This is a genomic window from Citrobacter sp. RHBSTW-00029 (genome assembly GCF_014104295.1).
Lineage (GTDB): Bacteria > Pseudomonadota > Gammaproteobacteria > Enterobacterales > Enterobacteriaceae > Citrobacter > Citrobacter youngae.
Genome location: NZ_JABXRT010000001.1, coordinates 1,982,190 through 1,997,773, shown reverse-complemented (window position 1 = coordinate 1,997,773; position 15,584 = coordinate 1,982,190). Strand labels below are relative to the sequence as shown.

The window sequence follows — 15,584 nt, the reverse complement described above, 5'->3', positions numbered from 1 at the left end:
AATGGCACCGATATAATAGGGATTATCAGATGGCAAGGGCGAGATCTTTAGCCCTGGCTTCCTGAACAAAGACGGCCGTCATACAGGCATTAAACGCAGCGAGCATTAATTCCCGCGGATCAGGAGCCAGTCCCTCGCCACCCAGCGAAACCGGTTCATCGGAATCGATAACATGGTTTTGAAGTGCCAACGGAGCGGAACCTCCGGAATACGGCTGGCAGAGCGTCCGGCGCGGTCTTCAGGCGTTACGGCCAGCCATCACACCGCCATCAATATCCCAGATAGCGCCGGTGACCCAGCCAGTTTTTTCAGAAAGCAGGAAAGCCACAGTTTCCGCGATGTCGACTGGCGTACCCACGCGTCCGATCGGATGGAAGCTGTCAAAGCTGTTCATCACATCTTTTACGTCGTCTTTCGGAATGAAGCCTTCGTAAATAGGAGTGTGAACAACGGCCGGAGAAACCGCATTCACGCGGATCCCTTTTTCACCCAGCTCAATGGCCAGGTTTTTAGTCAGCGCGTGCAGACCGGCTTTGGCCATCGAATAGGCTGAAGACGGCGTGGCACCAATCGCCTGCTGCGCCCACATGGAGCCGATATTCACGATGGAGCCTTTAATCCCGGCATCAACCATATTGCGCACCACGTCACGGGTAATAAAGAACGTTGCGCGGTTAATGCTCATATACATGTCATAGTCTGACGCTTCATGTTCGGTGAAGGGTTTTGGGAAAAACACGCCAGCCGCATTGACCAGCAGGCTGATATCTTTGTGTTCGGCATTAATGGTGTCTACCACATGCTGCATCCCTTCTTCTTTCATCAGGTCGGCAACGATGATAGAAACCTGACCATCCGCAGCCAGCGCCTGGCGGGCCTGCCCGGCTTTGTCCTGACGATTGCCAACAAGCACAACGCTGCCGCCGTTTTTCAGAACCAGCTTCGCCGTTTCGAAGCCCATACCGCTTGTACCACCGACCACTAACAGTTTTTTACCGGCAAAAGATGCGTTCATCGCTAACCTCTTTGAATTCATATGGTTGTTATTGATGAAAAGCCGTACTCCTCATCGTGTGAAATCAGAATGCCACCCGGACGCCTGATTGACGACTGAGAAGAAATTGCGACTCAGGAAAGAAAATCTTTCTCGCTGGCGTATACTGAGGAAAATAATGAATCAGGATTTCCACAATGCGATCGCTAAACCGACTTAAATGGCTGCACGCTTTTGAAGCCACCGCCAGGCACGGCAGCTTTACCGGCGCGGCACAGGAGCTTGGCGTTACGCCCGCTGCAGTAGGCCAACTGGTACGCTCGCTGGAAGACTGGGTCGGACACCCGCTTCTTCACCGCACCCGCTCCGGAAAAGAGCGGCTGACGTTGGTTGACGAAGCGGAGGAGGCGCTACAGGACATCACGCAGGGACTGGACAAACTCGAAACCGGGTTAAACAAGCTTCGCGGTCGCCGCTCGCGTTCGGTGGTGGTGGTGACGGCATCGCAGGTGCTGATGATGAACTGGCTGATGGATCGCCTGAACCGGTTTTCGGAAACGCACGAAAATATCAATCTGCGGCTTAACGTCACGGAAAAACTGATGGATGTGTCGCACGGCGAGGCGGACATCGGTATTCGCTGCGGACAGGGCGACTGGCCAGGCGTGTATAAAACCTGGCTGATGGATGAAGAAGCGGTGCTGGTCTGCAGTCCGCGCCTGGTGCCGCCCGGGAAAATGGCCTGCCGTGAATGGCTCGCCACGCAAAAACTCATTCACGATGACACGCCGCATCCTGGGGCGGATTTTCCGTCATGGGATGCTGTCCTGATGGCGGTCGGTGCACCCGAAGCGCTGGATAGCGGGCTGCATATTAACTCCACCTCAGCGGTCATCCTGTCGGCCCTGAGCGGCAGGGGCGTGGCCATCGTTCGTTACGCTTTGGTGAAGCAGCTTATCGAAACCGGTCAGTTGGTTCAACTGCACCCCGATCGCCGTTGGCCGCTCAAATGGTCCTATTATCTGGTCACCCCGCAACAAAAAGTTATGCGTGATGAAGTCAACGTTTTCCATGACTGGCTTCTTCAGGATGTCGTCTCAGACCGTTCATAAACTGCCCCCTCAGGCATTACGCTGCCCCGGCAATCACGTCGGGTGCGTAGTGCTTATACCACGACAATTCACGACATAGAATTTCTTTTCTGCTTCACAAGATTATCTGATTTGTTGAAGCTGTCTGGCTTTCTGATAATCGCCCTCAACGAAAGGTAATACAGACCGGTTTTTTAAACGGGCGTATTACTTCAACCCTGAACGAAGGAGAGAACGATGGCTTATCTGCAAATCACCCTGAATATCAGTAATGAAAACCGTGCGGCAGCCGCTGAGGTATACCAGAAATACAAAACTCCGTTTCTGACCACCATTGAGGGTGCCACCTCTAAAGAGCTGCTTGTCCGCGACGAAGACGTCCAGGTGCTGCACGGTTTTACGACCGTTGCGCAGGCGCAGGCATACCTTAACAGCCTGCTGTTTACGCAGGATGTCGTTGCCGGATTAAAACCGTATTTAAACAGTGCGCCTGACGTGCGTATTTTCGACGTCATTTAATAACTTTTCTGAGACAAACAACAACCGGAGTTTTGAATGTTCTTAAACTGGAATGAATATCGCAGTGGCCTGCTCGCCACCATCGACAAATTTGCCAAACTGCAGCCTGAGTTTATGAAAGGCTTTCAGCAGATGGATAAAGGTGCGTCAGAAAGCAAGCACCTCGATCCCAAAACCCATGAACTGATTGCGCTGGCCGTGGCCGTAACCACCCGCTGCGACGGTTGCCTGGCCGTTCATGTGGATGCTGCTGTTAAGTACGGTGCCACGCGCGAAGAGATCGCCGAAGCGCTGGCGGTTGCCATAAACCTGAACACCGGCGCAGCGCTGACGTATACCGCGCGCGCACTGGATGTGTACGATAATCTGCCGAACAAATAGGCCTGCACACGGCTCCGCGTGGGGCCGTCTAATCACTGATTATGATGTTACTGAATTATGATTTTTCGCAGCGCGTGATCATTACCCCGGATGATTATCAATGGATATTTTCACCCTGGCCCTGGGTTGAGCGCATGATGCTTGACCGGATTGGTCGCAAGCAGGTACGCGCAACCCTTCTCGTCAAGCTGCGCCAGATGTCTGCCGATGCACGCCAGCCGCTCAGGTTATATACGCAGAAGGCGGCTAACTGGCATGGTCAGCCGCAAAGACAAGTCTTCGCTTTATTCTCTGGCACCTCAGAAACAGTGCTGCTTCAGAAGCTTGCCCCAGGCGCGCGGATTTTCTGTGCGCCGCATGTTGGCGGAGCAGAGATCCACGACGTATCCGAGCCAGATTCGGGTAAAACGGCGATTTTTGGTTTTACTGGCGTACTTGCAAAATCGAGATGAACTGTCAGCGATGCTGTTCTCAAAAGCCTTTGTCGGGAGCCGCTCGTACGCTTATTTGGGCAGGATGCGGTAGAGCCCGAAGCTGAGTATATAAAAGACTGGGCGGCCGATCCGTTTCTGCAACGGAATTTGATCTCCAGCAGGAAGTCAGTCACGTAATACCTGAGCAACTTTCCGCCAGGGGAGAATTGTCCGGTGAGATAACAGGTATTGCCAGTGAATGGTCGCCGCAGTTCCTGGGCTATCTGACAGGCGCAATTGACTCTGCATTAACGGGCGTTCAGCGCTGGCTACAACAGAAATAACCCGCGAAAATGGGGGGCTACCATCCGAGCAGGAGATGGGTTGTTGAAAACAGAGTATCCGGTTCGATAATGCGTCAGCTTTTAAAAAGAGCTGGCTTCTGAAGCGTCCGCTCCTGGCACAATGCGGACAAGCTGACTTAGCTGAAGGTCCGCTGAGAGCGAGAAGCGGACGTTTGGCTTGCTACCAAAACAATGGTGAGAATATCAACGAGCTGTACATAAAGGACATCAAGTTCATTATGTACAGGCTCTATCTTCCGGCACGGACTATCGTGTTAATCTCCTAAGCCAAGTATCCCAAGATTCAATACGGATAGGTGGAGTTGAATGAATTTCATAGTCATGGCGTTTTTTACTTTCTTCTAAATCATTTACTGTTCGCCCCCCAATGACAATAGAGCGAACGTTTACATCTTTATTTGGATCTACTTGCTTACAAGATTCAGGTCCGACGAATGCATTATGGATTAAATCACCTGACAAAACTTTAATTCGTTTTTCATGAGCATCTTTCCGAAAAGATTCATAATCCCTATAGACCAGACCAAGCCTTTTTTGGATCTGCTCTGCGGCATCTCTAACTTTATGATTAAATGAACCGTAGCTATTCGCATTAACTAAGTTAAAGTTAGCTCCTTTCACTTCAATTAGGATGATATCCATACGCGATCTGCCTGCGAAAATTACAAAATCCACTAATCCATCAGCTAGCGGATATTCGGAAAAACAAATATACTCATTATTACCGACGTAAGCCTCGGCAATTAACGACAAATCGTTTTTTATAACCTGCTGAATATCTTGTTCCTTTGCACCTGACTCAATTAGCTGAGCAATTGAAGACTTGGGAATCATAGAATTTAATATTTCGCACTTACGAGAAATAAACTCTGGTGATGGTATATAAGTTGAATCTATAAAAGGATCTCGAGCGTACCTTATTTTATCGGCTTTCTCATATACCTTCCTATTATTTATGCTGCGTTCAGAAAACTCATCTTCATCACAACCGAGTAAATCTAATACTTTTTCTCTTGATATTGAGATCCATTCTGTTTTTGGGCTTATGTTCACTATATCAAACGTATCAAGCTTATGTGAGTTTCTTTCATAGTGCTCTATGAAAACGGCAGGTTGTGTAACTACCCCATGTTCATAGATTGAACTTATTATCTTTTCTACTGCATTGGTTACCGACTGACCATCGTTTAATGAACCTAGGTCGGTTAAAAGCACAATAATATCTTTTTTATTTATGTAACATCTGACTCTGCAAATCCCACCGATTCCGGAAGTTCGGTTATTGCCAAAATCGTGAACTAAATCTAATGTTTTCAATTTAAAAATATCCCTATACTCTTTGAAATTGGCTTTAATTTAAGCTAGACGAACTAACGTTTTAACATCATGCTTGTATAAATCAAACAACTTCCGCTCCTGGCACGATGGGGACCTTCGCAAACAGGACACCCTCGATCTCACCAAAATGGTCAAGCTTCACCTCTTTAATAGAAATATGGCTACTACCCATCGTGTTGCGCCCTGGCTCATTAATAAATCAACATTATAGGTCCGCAGAAGTCATGGGATGACCGGTGTTACCGGGATATTTACACATACACCGTTACCCCAACCCAATGATGGTCAGAGCTGTTAATACCTGTTAAGGCATAATGGATACACTCGCGGATAATCCTGCCACTAACTCAATGCCTGCAGGCATGGTATCTAACTGGATGCGCACCGGTACACGTTGAGCCAGCCGAACCCAGTTAAAGGTGGGATTGACATCCGGCAGCCCAAGTCCGCCGGTCTCATCGTTGCTGTCACCAATTCCCCGCCCGATACTCTCCACATGGCCTATGAGCTGCGAATCAAAACCCATCAGTGAAATCTGCGCGGTTTTCCCGACGCGGATATGACTCAGTTTAGTCTCTTCAAAATAGCCCACCACCCAGAAACTGTGCGCATCGACAATGGCGACTTTTGTCTCTCCCGCGGTGGCATAGTCACCGGGCCGAAGACGGAGATGTGTGACATAGCCGTCCACCGGTGATCTCACGGTGGCATGCGCTAAATTAAGCTGAGCCAGTTCCAGCGCGGTCAGTGCGCCCTGATAATTGGCCGCCGCGATGCTTGCCGCACTGCCTGTTTGCTGGATGTCCTCACTGGATATCACCCCTTTGATCATCGCCCGTCGCCTTGCCGCATCCTGCCGCATTAGCATCTCATGACGTTTTGCCTCAACGTCAGCCTGTGAACTCAGCACGGCCAGCTTCAGCCAGTGGGGATCGATGGCATAGAGAATATCGCCACGGTTAACCCACTGGTTATCGCGGACCGCCACGCGACTCACCGGCCCGGAAACATCCGGTGCAATCTGCACCACATCCGCACGAACCCGCCCGTCGCGTGTCCAGGGTGTTTGCGCATACTGTTTCCAGAAAATAAATGCCACGAGTGTCGCCACCGCAACGGCACTTAATGTCAGCGCATAGCGACCCAATAAAGAGAGTAAAGATTTCATGCAAATAACTCCAGAGTGGTCAGGCCCTGCAAAAGCAGGAAACAACTAATGATAAAAGTCGAAAAATCAATCAACGGGCGAAAGGGCAAACGTCGGTAAAGCCTGCTGAAAGAGAAAATTAATAAGAGTGATAGCGTACAGATCAGCGCGATGAGCACAGTCATCAGCAGACCGGGAAAAAAAACACCCCCGATATTGATGTCATTTATCATTTGTGGATTCCTCGTCCTGCGTTCGTAACGCGCAGTGCAAATCAACCAGTTTGTCGACTAACTGGCGCGATGGTTTATCAGTGGCGGGCAAGTATTGAACGGTTATCTCCGCGATGCGCTCGCGCAAGGCTTCAGTCTCCGTAGAGCGGGTAAGGTCATAAAGGATGGCGTTGATGCCACAGCCTGAGGGCATGTCGCAGCGGCGAAGATGCATCACACCGAGGCCAATGCGCAGAAAGTGCATCAGGTGAACAAGTGCCCGAGCGGATGATGGCCTGCTACGCGGTATGCGTGGCAGCAGCAAGGCAGCTCGATCAATCATCAGATTGGTCCAGTGCATTTCATCTCCTTTAAATACGCCGTTCACGCTCCGGCGGATATCACGCTGACAAAGTTTCAGCAGGCGGTTTATCGCCGCGTCGGCTTGCACGGTTTGCAGCAGGCTCATGCTAAAGACCGCAAAACCGGTCGCGAAAAATAGCGCGATGGCGGTGTTAGCCGCATCGGCGAAGTTGCCGCTGTAATGCGCACCCAACTCGCACAATACAGGTAGCGTCAACGTTATTCCCATCGCCATAAACGTGGTGGGCGGCCGTGCCTGGAGTGACCCGGCAAGCAGGTAGACCGGAGCAAGCACGGCAACCAGTACGGGAAAATCGCTGACCTGGGGAAGCAGGGCAAAACTATAGATGAGACTTATCAATACGCCCCAGAAGGAGCCGATAATGTATTTCACAATATGGGGTGCAGGCGTGTCGAAACTTCCAAACAGAGTGCAACAAACCCCAAGAATGGAAACCGCTGTACCGCCATCTGACCATGCTGAGTCGATCCATATCAGACAGCCGCTCAGGATGATGGCAAACGCGCCCAGTGCCGTCCGGATTGCACTCAGGGGATCGCGATGAAAAATATATCCTTTCGCCGCGCTATCTTCCGCCCGTATGGTCTCGGGTTCCGCGTGAAATATAGCCTGCGAAAGGCGCTCACACTGGTGAATAAGACTAATCAACTCCGCTATGTAGCCTAAGAAGTTCACCCCCAGCGCGTCCTCAAAGGTCAGTGATTGCACCGCACGCTTCTGTAGTAACCGGGTGCTACGTTTTTGTAGGGCTTCAGCAGTACTTTTGTGTTTCCCGACATTGTCGCAGGTGAGCCAGGCCTGAACATCATTCAGCAGCGTCTGTATTTCGACGGGCATATCCGCGATCACCTGCAAGCGATCGCGTAATTCGCCGTTCACGATGGCTAATCGCGCCAGCCTGTCATGGAGTGCTTTTCTGGCCTGTCGGGCCGGAACTGAAAGGGCAAAATCATACGGGATGTGGTGGCTGATGCCCTGCAGGAATTGCAGTGCAAGCGCGAGTTGCAAGGGGGCTGAAACCTTATCAGACTTGCCCGCCAGAGTATCGGCAGCATGCTGTCGTGCCGCGTGTAGCGTCTGCGTCAATTTGCTGTTAAACAGGCCTGATATCCGACTTGGCAGAATGTACCGGTGGATCAGCGCGGCGCAGACGATACCGATCGTTATCTCCTGCACCCGGATGATAGCAATGTTAAACACCGAGCCTGGGTCGGATACGGCGGGAAAGCCAATCAGGCTTGCGGTGTAACCGGCCAGTACAAAGGCATAGGCGCGGGGAGTACGGTCAAGCAGGGATAACCAGAGGCAGAAGGCTATCCAGCCTGTCAGCATCACGCTGCATACAATCGGCATATTCACAAACGTAGGCACGATCAATACCGTTGCCCCTGCGCCCGCCACGGTGCCGACCAGGCGATAGAGACACCGGCTCAGCGAAGCGCCCACAGAAGTTTGCGAAACAATATAGACGGTGATGATGGCCCAGGAGGGCCGTTCCAGGCCAATCGATAGGGCGATATAATAGGCGAGCATCGCAGCGGCAAAACTCCTGAGGGAATAGAGCAGGGCATGGGCGTCACTCAGTAGCATGGGAGTGATTATGCTGCCTGACCAGCGGCGTATCGCGTACCAAAAAGGGACGTGTTGGGGGATGATTGTATTCATGCCGAGAATTATTCCCGGTTTGCACACGTCACTAAATACTCTATTCTGTCAAAAAATACCTAAATGTTGCCAATAACATGACATCCCGACTTGCCAATACCTTGTTTGATCCCGACAGCACGTCGAGCCCGGCAGTCGCTCGTCATATCGATTTCGTCGATTACGCAGCCGAAGTTCCGGTTCATTCGCACCGTAAAGGGCAGTTGATTATTGCTCTGTATGGGGCGGTAATTTGTCGTGCGGAAAACGATATCTGGATTGTGCCACCCGATTGCGCGGTGTGGATCCCCGGCGGCGTTCCACATAGCGCCAAAGCGACCTGGAATGCGCACCTTAACTATCTGTTTATTGAACCTGGCACTGCCGCATTGCCGGAAAAATGCTGCACGCTGGCCATTTCACCACTGATTAAAGAGTTAGTTGATCGTTTAACGAATGAAGGCGTTGATTACGCACCACAGAGTCATGTTGGCAGGCTAACCAGAGTGACACTTGATGAACTCGTGACCATGCCACAGCAGAAATTGAGCCTGCCGGTCTCTGCGAACCCTAAAATTCGTGCTATGGCCGATGCGTTAGTCAGCAATCCAGACGACCGGAGCACATTCAAAGTCTGGGCAAAGCGACTGGCACTCAGCGAACGCTCGTTAGCGCGCTTAATGCTGCGTGAAACCGGTCTGACCTTCGGTCGCTGGCGTCAGCAACTGCACTTGATTATTGCCCTGCGGGAGCTGGCAAGTGGGGTGTCAGTACAAAATGTGGCAGCAAACCTGGGGTATGAGTCGGTTAACGCATTTATCACCATGTTCAGAAAAACCATGGGCAGTACGCCAGCGCACTATTTTTCTGTTCGCAAAACGGCTGATTCATAGACTTGATAAAGTGTGAGGCTCTTGATTTACGCATGGGCAAGATGCGGGCAACTGCATATCTCGGCCTGCAGCGGACCCTCCTGAAAGACGAGTCTCAGCGCTGGCATCGGCAGAATGCGTGACGGAACACATGACATCGATACGGGCGATGTTGAACAGTGTGCGTTCCCGTTCGGCAGGGGGGAGCGTGGTATGACAGGCCTGTTTCAGCCAGCCCGTATACCGGCCCCGTTTTCAGTTGTGTGAGGCGCTGAATGCCGTTGACGGGAGCGTCACTCACTTTTCCTGCGAGGGGCATCCCCGCGCCGCTGCGCGGCCATATGTTGTTTTCTCTTCCAGTGAGTCAGTGGCTCGCCGGACAGACTGCGCAATCAGAATGGCTCACCGGCAGGGTCGCCTGCGGTACGTGTGGTGGGTTACAGGGTATTTTAGTGGCGCTTCGGGCAATTTTTTGTACTGCATTGAACCCAATGATATCCGGTTAACCGGAAAGCCATGGCTGGGGTTAATCCCCCGCTGGCGAAGAAGGATAATGGATCATTATGCAACCTCTTGAAAATACTTACTTGATTATCAGAGCTTTTTTCCTCAAAATGTTTTTCTTTCAAACATTTTGCAATACACAATTTCTAAATGGATAAAGTATGACTCTGAATGAATTTTCATCAACTACAGCATCTATTTTTGGTAATTTTGAAAAAATTATAAGAATGCTAAAAAGCATAAGTGACCCTAAATACATAACCGTTGCCAACAGAAGAAGAACATTCTTGGAAAATATGTCCGAACATATTTCCATAATCAATAAATTCCATCCTTTCGCACATGCTGAATTCTTTACAAAAGAAGAAAAAGAAAATATCTTTTCACTACTAAAACTTACGGACAACTACATATCATCTATGATTTCTGATATTTTTTCAGATGATATTTATCGGAGCATTACCACTATCAATGATGATTTAATTAGGTATTCAAGAATATCTAAGTTTATCCAAGGCACGCATAATCAACCTAACACCATAGCTATGTTTAAAAATCAAGCTTCTAATGAAATAGCCAAAGTGGTAGATCTGAAAAATGAAATTGAAATAAGTGCAACTCAAATCAGAGAGTTAGCAGAAAGAAATGCAAATTCTCATGATAAAATCATTAAACTTGTTACGGACTTGAACGCCGAGACGAAAAAATTAGAAAGTGCCGGTTCTGAAATAGAATTCATACTAAAAAAGAGCAGAGATGCACTTATTGGTATAGAATCATCTAGTGAAAAGCTAAGAACTGTTGAAGAAACATTAAATAATATCGTTAATGCAAACAAATCAATGCAAGGCGAAATCATTAAAAAATCTGCTGAGTCTGCCAGTGAGATTAAAAACCTCCTTGATAAAAAAACTGAAATTGAAGAATTAAAAACTATTATATCTGGTGAAATAAATAATGCGAAAGAATTGAACTCTAAAGCTAATTCCGCATTGAATTTATCTGGAACATATAGACTATCAAGACACTTTAGAGATGCATACAAAACCGCAAATAAAAACAAAAGGTTTTGGGCCTTTGTATCAATAGGAGCTGCAATCGTATGTATAGCATTCGTGGTTTATATGCTTGTCAAGATGAATGAAGTTAGTTCTTATCCTCCTACAGACCAGGAGCCCAACTTATTATTATTATTCTTTGCTCGATTCTCAATGATTCCAGTATTAATAGGCTTCTTTGCATTTAGCGCCATACAATATGTTAAACAAAACAACATCAGTGAAGATTATGCACATAAAAAATTGCTATCTGAAACTCTTGTATCTTTCAAGCAGGAAATCAATAAGAACGATACCGATAAATCATCATTATTCATGGATAACATTCTTAAATCAGTATTAAGATCACCGCTTAGCTCCATAGACAAGAAGTCACATCAAATGGAAATTGATAAAATAAACGAATTGATTAATACGACATCTAAAATTAATAAAGAAATTATAGACCGCGTTTTGCCTGAGAAAGAGAAAGAGAAATAACCTTATCTATAGCTACAAGGAAGGTAATATGCTTTTTGCAGTTACCTTCATGTAGCAGGTTTGCAATCACTACATATGTAATTTTTATTTCCCACTCATCCGCCCTAACTCAATTTGCATACTTACCTCATTAATAGACATTTTGTCTTCCATGAGTGTTAGAGTAGATTGCCGTTAAAGCTGTTTTTAGATCGTAGATTTTTTTCTTACAGCTGCTGCCTGGCTTTTCTCCGTTTCCTCAGGAAGATACTTAAATTCACCCGTGAACCGGTATTCAGAGCAAATGCATTCGCTGCCATACCCGTCGCGGATATATGTCACACGACCGAACGCCACGTGTAAGCATCCCTGCAAAACGTACCATCAAATTTTAGGGAGTCTCTGACACCAACTTCCGCTTCTGGCACAAAGCGAACATTCTAAAACAAGTTGATGGACGATGAGCATTGCTCATCGCAAGCATTCAGAGCCAGGCAGAAAGACACTGCGGCACAGTTCCCGTTTCGTTTAGCCGAGGTTTACTGCATACGACCTGCACAATCTACCTCACCACACACATCGGTCTGCCAGATATCGGCTCGGGATGGATCTCCGTTTCCACGCTGAATACGCTTCTCAGCAATCCAGGATTCATCACTGCTTCCGGTGTGCCTTGTGCCATCACATGTCCGTTGGCCATGACCACCAGATGATCGCAGTATCGGCTGGCCTGATTAAGGTCGTGCAGCACTGCGACTACCGTTTTCCCCTGGGCTCGGAGTGCGCCCATCAACCGCATCAATTCCACCTGGTGATTGATATCGAGATAGGTCGTTGGCTCATCGAGCAGGACAACGGGCGTATCCTGCGCCAGGACCATCGCCAGAAATGCGCGCTGGCGCTGGCCGCCAGAAAGATCGGTTAACCGTCTGTCGGCAAGATGATGGATTTGGGTCTGGCTCATGGCGAGATTGACCCGCGCATTGTCTTGCGCACAAAGACGCCCCCAAAGTGGTAACCACGGGTTGCGGCCGTAGGAAACCAGCTCCTGGACGGTGATCCCCTCTGGCGTTAAATGGTGTTGCGGCAGCAGCGCCAGCCTGCGGGCAAGCTGGCGCGATGAGAACGTATTGATGGGATTGTCGTCAAGAAATACGGTGCCGGACTGCGGCATTAACAGCCGTGAAAAACAGTTTAACAGCGTCGATTTCCCACAACCGTTAGGGCCAAGTAGCGCAGTAATCTTGCCCGTAGGCAGTGCGAGTGATACGCCGTCAAGCACCTTGTTTGTCCCGTAACAGACCGTCAGATTTTCAGTTCGTAATGTCATTTATCGCATTCTCACAAGCAGCCAGACAAACCACGGCGCACCGATAATGGCGGTCAGCACGCCAGCCGGAAGCTCCAGCGGGGGATGAATAATTCGCGCCAGCAGGTCGGCCGCCACCAGCAGCAATGCACCCGTCATGGCCGAAACGGGCAGCAGCCAGCGGTGACGCCCACCGGTAATGGTGCGCACCATATGCGGTACCACGAGTCCAATAAAGCTAATCGGGCCGCAGACGGCCACGCCGGTTGACGTCATGGCAACCGCCAGTAGTAAAGCCTGAAACCGTGTACGCGGCACCGACACCCCGAGCGTGGTGGCACGCGCATCGCCCAATGCCAGGAGGTCGAGATCTCGGCAAAAAACCAGGCTCAGCGGCAGAAACAACATCAGCAGCGGGGCGGCAACCTTCACAAAACTCCAGTCACGTCCCCATAAGCTGCCGGTCAGCCACAGCAGGGCGCTGTTGACATCCTGTGGGCGCGAAAGCATCAGGTAATCCGTCAGGCTGGCCCAGCAGGCAGAAAGCGCGACACCCGTGAGCGCGAGCTTCATCGGCTGGCTGGTGTTCGCCAGCATTTTCAGCAGAATCAAGCCTGCCATGCCACCGGCAAAGGCCAGCAGCGGCAGGGCAATTACCGGTAGTGACGGCAAGAGCAACAGCGCGCCCACAGAGGCCAGGCTTGCGGCATGATTTACGCCGAGAATATCCGGCGATGCCAGAGGGTTACGCACGATCCCTTGAACCAGAACGCCTGCCACCGCGAGGGCTGCGCCGACCAGCAGCGCCAGCAGCAATCGCGGCAGGCGGTACGCCGTTAATACGTAATGATACTCGCGCCCGGTGTGCCAGTCGGTCAGCAGGGCGCGCCAGGGAACGGCGATCACCCCCATTTGCAGAGACAGAACCGAAAATCCCGTCAATGCGAGGGCGATGAAAATGACTAACGCAATTTTCATCCACGCCTCCTGACCAGCCAGACAAAGCAGGGCGCACCAATCAGCGCCACTACTGCCCCGGCAGGCAATTCGCCAGGAAAAGCCATCGCTCGGGCCAGAAGATCTGCCAGCAGCAGCAGCGTAGCGCCCAAAAGCATGCTCATCGGTAAAACCTTGCGCTGATCGAATCCCACCCAGAAGCGAGCCAGATGCGGCATCAGCAGGCCGATAAACGCAACCGGGCCAGCCACGCTGACGCAGGCACCGACCAGAAGCAGCACCAGAATATTGATGATCAAACGTAGCTTTGGCAGATTCACCCCCAGCGTGCGGGCAGTGCTGTCACTGACGTTAAGCAGGTTCAGTTGATTAGCCAGCAGCAACACCACCGGCAGGGCAACCGCCACCATCGGGAAAAGCTGCCAGAACTCCTGCCAGCGTGCGTGGGATACGCCTCCCGCGAGCCAGTATAAAATGCCGTAAGCGTGATCTTCCGTCAGCAGCAGGGTGATGCGGGTCAGGGCCATGCAAAACGCCGAGAACGCGATGCCCGCGAGGATCAATTTGTTTCGGTCCTGGCTGTGGCGAAATCCGCCGCCAGCGGTCATCACCAGCAGCCAGCTTACGCCGCCACCGCAGGCGGCGATAAAGGCGATGGAGTAACCTGCAACGGGCACGGGGCTGAGAGCGCTGGTCAGCGCCATCGCCAGCGCCGCGCCGCTGTTAATACCAAGCAGCGAAGGGGATGCCATTGAATTATGCGTCAGGGTCTGCAGCAGCGTTCCCGCGAGAGCCAGACTCGCGCCGATCAGAATGGCGACCAGGCTTCGCGGCAAACGAAGGTTTTGCACCAGCGCTTGTGCAAGCGTCGGCGTATGGCCCGGCAGCAGAGCGTGAATGGCGTCAACGCCAGAAACAGGAATGGCCGAGTAGCAAAACAGACTCAGCCAGAAGAGAGTGATAAGCGCGGCAAGGGGAAGACCCCACTGCAGCGCTGGATGTCTGAGAACCGTCATTTCACATCGGATAAAGGCTGGTGATGGAAGATTTTTACCGTGTCACTGGCAATGCGTTCGGCCGCGAAAATGCCGCGCATCCGCGCCCAGGCGTTACTGTCGACCGACGCCGTCTGCTGTTTTTGTACCGCAGTTAACATCTGCCACAGCGGGTCCTGCTGCCAGCGTTTGACGATGCTCTCTTCGCGGTAGTGGGCGACCAGCAGCCATGCTGGATTGAGCGCCAGCAACTGCTCCAGGCCGATAGACGGCATAGACGCACCGGATATTGCCGCCGGCACCTTCAGCCCCAGAGAGGTCAGGACGCCCTCGGTCCAGGTCTCTTGCGTGTGCAGGTTGAACTGCTGCTCCCGGGACGTACCAAACAACACCAGCGTGCCTTTTGGCAACTGGCTGGCCCACGCTGACATCTGTTGTTGGTGTTGCGCCAGACGTGACTGCATCTGTGTCTTTTGGCCTACCACTTCGCCGATAATGGCCGCAGATTGCAGATTTTCAGTGTAGGTTTCATTGCGGGACTTAAGCAGCAGCACCGGTGCGATTTGCTGCAAGGCGCTGTAGATACCCGCATGACGGCTGCTGTCGGCTATGATCAGATCCGGTTTCAGCGCGCTGATGGCTTCTAAGCTCGGCTGCGCGCGCGTACCGACAGACTGCCAGGGTTTAAGATGGGCGCGAACTTCTGGAAGAATTCGCGTGGCGTCGTTATCGTCGGCAATGCCGACTGGACTAACATCGACGGCTGCCAGTGCGTCCGCGAACGACAGTTCCAGCACCACGATCCGCTGTGGCGTTTTATCAAGCGTAAAGGTGCCATGTTCGTCAAGAACCGTGGCGGCAAAAGCGTTGCCGGTGAGCAGCAGCAGAGCGGCGAATAGCGTGCGTAGTGATGTGAACATGTGAATGGCCTGTGTCGAGTG

General features: G+C 50.9%; 17 protein-coding genes. 6 read left to right on the top strand and 11 right to left on the bottom strand.

What is annotated here, in order from left to right:
• Positions 1 to 25: 25 nt before the first annotated feature.
• Both HV041_RS09915 and HV041_RS09910 read right to left on the bottom strand, forming a co-directional pair.
• Positions 26 to 190, bottom strand: coding sequence for a hypothetical protein (locus tag HV041_RS09915; RefSeq protein WP_226813999.1), 165 nt, complete (start codon positions 188 to 190; stop codon positions 26 to 28).
• A 48-nt stretch (positions 191 to 238) separates the two neighbouring features.
• Positions 239 to 1,015: an SDR family oxidoreductase gene (locus tag HV041_RS09910; RefSeq protein ID WP_061067834.1), complete on the bottom strand. Its 777-nt coding sequence runs from the start codon at positions 1,013 to 1,015 to the stop codon at positions 239 to 241.
• Positions 1,016 to 1,191: 176 nt separating this feature from the next.
• Here HV041_RS09910 and HV041_RS09905 point away from each other — a divergent pair, with 176 nt between their 5' ends.
• From HV041_RS09905 to HV041_RS09890, 4 genes are all read left to right on the top strand, one after another.
• On the top strand, positions 1,192 to 2,106 hold the full coding sequence (locus HV041_RS09905) for a LysR substrate-binding domain-containing protein (RefSeq protein WP_121584585.1): 915 nt from the start codon (positions 1,192 to 1,194) through the stop codon (positions 2,104 to 2,106).
• Positions 2,107 to 2,322: 216 nt separating this feature from the next.
• Positions 2,323 to 2,604 carry a hypothetical protein gene (locus HV041_RS09900; protein WP_048211789.1) on the top strand — a complete coding sequence of 94 codons (282 nt, stop codon included), beginning with the start codon at positions 2,323 to 2,325 and terminating at the stop codon, positions 2,602 to 2,604.
• 36 nt (positions 2,605 to 2,640) lie between these two features.
• Positions 2,641 to 2,985 carry a carboxymuconolactone decarboxylase family protein gene (locus HV041_RS09895; protein WP_048211788.1) on the top strand — a complete coding sequence of 115 codons (345 nt, stop codon included), beginning with the start codon at positions 2,641 to 2,643 and terminating at the stop codon, positions 2,983 to 2,985.
• A gap of 41 nt (positions 2,986 to 3,026) precedes the next feature.
• The gene (locus HV041_RS09890) at positions 3,027 to 3,437 is read left to right on the top strand and encodes a hypothetical protein (protein WP_226814000.1); all 411 of its coding nucleotides are present in this window, start codon (positions 3,027 to 3,029) and stop codon (positions 3,435 to 3,437) included.
• Positions 3,438 to 4,009: 572 nt separating this feature from the next.
• Here HV041_RS09890 and HV041_RS09880 read toward each other — a convergent pair.
• From HV041_RS09880 to HV041_RS09865, 4 genes are all read right to left on the bottom strand, one after another.
• Positions 4,010 to 5,080, bottom strand: a complete 1,071-nt coding sequence (locus HV041_RS09880; protein ID WP_153070205.1) for a Shedu immune nuclease family protein — start codon at positions 5,078 to 5,080, stop codon at positions 4,010 to 4,012.
• A 325-nt stretch (positions 5,081 to 5,405) separates the two neighbouring features.
• A complete protein-coding gene (locus HV041_RS09875) occupies positions 5,406 to 6,269 on the bottom strand; it encodes an HlyD family secretion protein (protein WP_121584587.1) in 864 nt (287 codons plus the stop codon).
• Positions 6,266 to 6,481 (bottom strand): DUF1656 domain-containing protein, encoded by a 216-nt coding sequence (locus tag HV041_RS09870; RefSeq protein WP_040233557.1) that lies wholly within the window; start codon positions 6,479 to 6,481, stop codon positions 6,266 to 6,268. Before HV041_RS09870 ends, HV041_RS09875 begins: the two co-directional genes overlap by 4 nt.
• Complete coding sequence (locus tag HV041_RS09865) at positions 6,471 to 8,435, bottom strand: FUSC family protein (RefSeq protein ID WP_237558111.1); 1,965 nt, start codon at positions 8,433 to 8,435, stop codon at positions 6,471 to 6,473. The genes HV041_RS09870 and HV041_RS09865 overlap by 11 nt, the downstream gene beginning before the upstream one ends.
• Positions 8,436 to 8,587: 152 nt before the next feature.
• Here HV041_RS09865 and HV041_RS09860 point away from each other — a divergent pair, with 152 nt between their 5' ends.
• Together HV041_RS09860 and HV041_RS09855 are read left to right on the top strand one after the other, a co-directional pair.
• Positions 8,588 to 9,382 (top strand): helix-turn-helix transcriptional regulator, encoded by a 795-nt coding sequence (locus HV041_RS09860; protein ID WP_121584589.1) that lies wholly within the window; start codon positions 8,588 to 8,590, stop codon positions 9,380 to 9,382.
• 644 nt (positions 9,383 to 10,026) lie between these two features.
• The gene (locus HV041_RS09855) at positions 10,027 to 11,403 is read left to right on the top strand and encodes a hypothetical protein (RefSeq protein ID WP_121584590.1); all 1,377 of its coding nucleotides are present in this window, start codon (positions 10,027 to 10,029) and stop codon (positions 11,401 to 11,403) included.
• A gap of 186 nt (positions 11,404 to 11,589) precedes the next feature.
• Here HV041_RS09855 and HV041_RS09850 read toward each other — a convergent pair whose 3' ends face one another.
• From HV041_RS09850 to HV041_RS09830, 5 genes are all read right to left on the bottom strand, one after another.
• Positions 11,590 to 11,724, bottom strand: coding sequence for a DUF4222 domain-containing protein (locus tag HV041_RS09850; protein WP_249424108.1), 135 nt, complete (start codon positions 11,722 to 11,724; stop codon positions 11,590 to 11,592).
• Positions 11,725 to 11,944: 220 nt separating this feature from the next.
• The gene (fecE, locus tag HV041_RS09845) at positions 11,945 to 12,712 is read right to left on the bottom strand and encodes a Fe(3+) dicitrate ABC transporter ATP-binding protein FecE (protein ID WP_061067837.1); all 768 of its coding nucleotides are present in this window, start codon (positions 12,710 to 12,712) and stop codon (positions 11,945 to 11,947) included.
• Positions 12,713 to 13,669, bottom strand: coding sequence for a Fe(3+) dicitrate ABC transporter permease subunit FecD (gene fecD, locus HV041_RS09840; RefSeq protein WP_121584593.1), 957 nt, complete (start codon positions 13,667 to 13,669; stop codon positions 12,713 to 12,715).
• Positions 13,666 to 14,664, bottom strand: a complete 999-nt coding sequence (gene fecC, locus HV041_RS09835; protein WP_121584594.1) for an iron-dicitrate ABC transporter permease FecC — start codon at positions 14,662 to 14,664, stop codon at positions 13,666 to 13,668. The genes fecD and fecC overlap by 4 nt, the downstream gene beginning before the upstream one ends.
• Positions 14,661 to 15,563, bottom strand: a complete 903-nt coding sequence (locus HV041_RS09830; RefSeq protein WP_121584595.1) for a Fe(3+) dicitrate ABC transporter substrate-binding protein FecB — start codon at positions 15,561 to 15,563, stop codon at positions 14,661 to 14,663. The genes fecC and HV041_RS09830 overlap by 4 nt, the downstream gene beginning before the upstream one ends.
• Between the last annotated feature and the right edge of the window lie 21 nt (positions 15,564 to 15,584).

Coding starts and splice junctions, on each gene's coding strand:
- HV041_RS09830 (WP_121584595.1), bottom strand. CDS start 15,563: ATGTTCACATCACTACGCACGCTATTCGCCGCTCTGCTGCTGCTCACC.
- HV041_RS09855 (WP_121584590.1), top strand. CDS start 10,027: ATGACTCTGAATGAATTTTCATCAACTACAGCATCTATTTTTGGTAAT.
- HV041_RS09875 (WP_121584587.1), bottom strand. CDS start 6,269: ATGAAATCTTTACTCTCTTTATTGGGTCGCTATGCGCTGACATTAAGT.
- fecC (WP_121584594.1), bottom strand. CDS start 14,664: ATGACGGTTCTCAGACATCCAGCGCTGCAGTGGGGTCTTCCCCTTGCC.
- fecD (WP_121584593.1), bottom strand. CDS start 13,669: ATGAAAATTGCGTTAGTCATTTTCATCGCCCTCGCATTGACGGGATTT.
- HV041_RS09905 (WP_121584585.1), top strand. CDS start 1,192: ATGCGATCGCTAAACCGACTTAAATGGCTGCACGCTTTTGAAGCCACC.
- HV041_RS09895 (WP_048211788.1), top strand. CDS start 2,641: ATGTTCTTAAACTGGAATGAATATCGCAGTGGCCTGCTCGCCACCATC.
- HV041_RS09910 (WP_061067834.1), bottom strand. CDS start 1,015: ATGAACGCATCTTTTGCCGGTAAAAAACTGTTAGTGGTCGGTGGTACA.
- HV041_RS09860 (WP_121584589.1), top strand. CDS start 8,588: ATGACATCCCGACTTGCCAATACCTTGTTTGATCCCGACAGCACGTCG.
- HV041_RS09870 (WP_040233557.1), bottom strand. CDS start 6,481: ATGATAAATGACATCAATATCGGGGGTGTTTTTTTTCCCGGTCTGCTG.
- HV041_RS09900 (WP_048211789.1), top strand. CDS start 2,323: ATGGCTTATCTGCAAATCACCCTGAATATCAGTAATGAAAACCGTGCG.
- HV041_RS09865 (WP_237558111.1), bottom strand. CDS start 8,435: ATGCTACTGAGTGACGCCCATGCCCTGCTCTATTCCCTCAGGAGTTTT.
- fecE (WP_061067837.1), bottom strand. CDS start 12,712: ATGACATTACGAACTGAAAATCTGACGGTCTGTTACGGGACAAACAAG.
- HV041_RS09890 (WP_226814000.1), top strand. CDS start 3,027: ATGATGTTACTGAATTATGATTTTTCGCAGCGCGTGATCATTACCCCG.